This is a genomic window from Mesorhizobium sp. M7A.F.Ca.CA.002.09.1.1, assembly GCF_003998555.1.
GTDB lineage: Bacteria > Pseudomonadota > Alphaproteobacteria > Rhizobiales > Rhizobiaceae > Mesorhizobium > Mesorhizobium ciceri.
Genome location: NZ_RZRR01001147.1, coordinates 1 through 1,453 on the forward strand (window position 1 = coordinate 1; position 1,453 = coordinate 1,453).

Sequence of the window (1,453 nt, forward strand, 5' to 3'; positions counted from 1 at the left end):
GGACATAGGGCTGCCCCTCGCGGTTGGCGGTCGACAGGAAGACGCTGGTCTGCATTTCGATGAAGGCGGCAAGGTCCGGGGTGATGCCGGCCTGCCAGCCGCCACGCTCCTCGACGCGGGCGTAGGACTGACGTGAGCCCTTGCGGGCCTGGATCGCCTTGACGGTCGGCGTGAAGGCGACGTCGCTGGTGAAAGCATGCGCGTTCATCGAAAGCTTCCTTGCGGCAAGATGCTAAAGTCCGAGCTCCGACAGTGTCGGGTGGTCGTCCGGCCGCCGGCCGAGCGGCCAGTGATACTTGCGATCTGCCTCGCTGATCGGCAGGTCGTTGATGCTGGCGATGCGCAGACGCATCAGCCCGTGTTCGTCGAATTCCCAGTTCTCGTTGCCGTAGCTGCGGAACCATGAACCGCTGTCGTCGTGCCATTCATAGGCGAAACGCACGGCGATGCGGTTGCCGTGGAAGGCCCAGACCTCCTTGATCAGCCGGTAGTCGAGCTCGCGGCTCCATTTGCGCGTCAGGAAGGCCTGGATGGCGTCGCGGCCTTGCAGGAATTCGGCGCGGTTGCGCCAGCGGCTGTCCTTTGTATAGGCGAGCGCGACCCGCGCTGGATCGCGTGAATTCCAGGCATCCTCGGCCATGCGCGCCTTCTGCGCTGCGGTCTCGGCGGTAAACGGCGGCAGCGGCGGGCGGGCTTCGGACATGGCAACTCCTGTGCGAGGCCATGCTGCAGGCAGGGCCGACAGACTGGAATATAAGCCTTCCATCATTCAAAGGCAGGTGGCATATTCGTAACTTGTCCTTCCATTTTTCGGAAGAAGCTATGGATCGTCTCGAGGCCATGTCGCTCTTTGTCGCCGCGGTGGACGCCGGCAGCCTTTCCGCGGCCAGCCGCCGTTTCGGCATTCCGCTGGCGACGGTCAGCCGCAAGATTTCCGATCTCGAGCGCCATCTGAACACACGCCTCCTGAATCGTTCGACGCGACGGCTGACACCGACCGATGCCGGCCAGGCCTATCTTGCCGCCTGCCGCCGCATCCTGGACGACGTCGGCGAGGCCGAACGCACGGCCGCCGGCGAATACAGTGTTCCGACCGGCGAACTGGCCATCACCGCGCCGGTCGTCTTTGGCCGCCTGCACGTGCTGCCGGTCGTCACCGGCTTTCTCGCCGCCTATCCCGACGTGGACATCCGCCTGACATTGGCCGATCGCATAACCCAGCTGGTCGAGGACCATTTCGATCTCGCCATCCGCATCGGCCGATTGCCCGATTCGAGCCTGGTCGCCATCGGCGTCGGCGCGATCCGCCGCGTCGTCTGCGCCAGCCCGGCCTATCTGGCCGAACACGGCACGCCAACGACCCCGGAGGATCTGGAAACACACGATTGCATCACCTTCGAGGGGCTCGCCTCCGCCGCCAGTTGGAGCTTCATCAAGGGCAAGGCCGAAGTCC

At 64.7% G+C, this 1,453-nt stretch carries 3 protein-coding genes; 1 reads left to right on the plus strand and 2 read right to left on the minus strand.

Translation table 11 applies throughout. The features are described from left to right. Together EN994_RS31160 and EN994_RS31165 are read right to left on the minus strand one after the other, a co-directional pair. On the minus strand, window positions 1-208 hold a 208-nt coding region (locus EN994_RS31160; protein ID WP_164746402.1), incomplete at its 3' end, for a pyridoxamine 5'-phosphate oxidase family protein. A gap of 24 nt (window positions 209-232) precedes the next feature. After that, a complete protein-coding gene (locus tag EN994_RS31165) occupies window positions 233-703 on the minus strand; it encodes a DUF1348 family protein (protein WP_063169093.1) in 471 nt (156 codons plus the stop codon). A 119-nt stretch (window positions 704-822) separates the two neighbouring features. On the opposite strand from EN994_RS31165, the gene EN994_RS31170 reads away from it, so the two are divergent. Continuing rightward, window positions 823-1,453 (plus strand): LysR family transcriptional regulator (locus EN994_RS31170; RefSeq protein ID WP_164746403.1); only part of this gene is annotated, 631 nt, incomplete at its 3' end.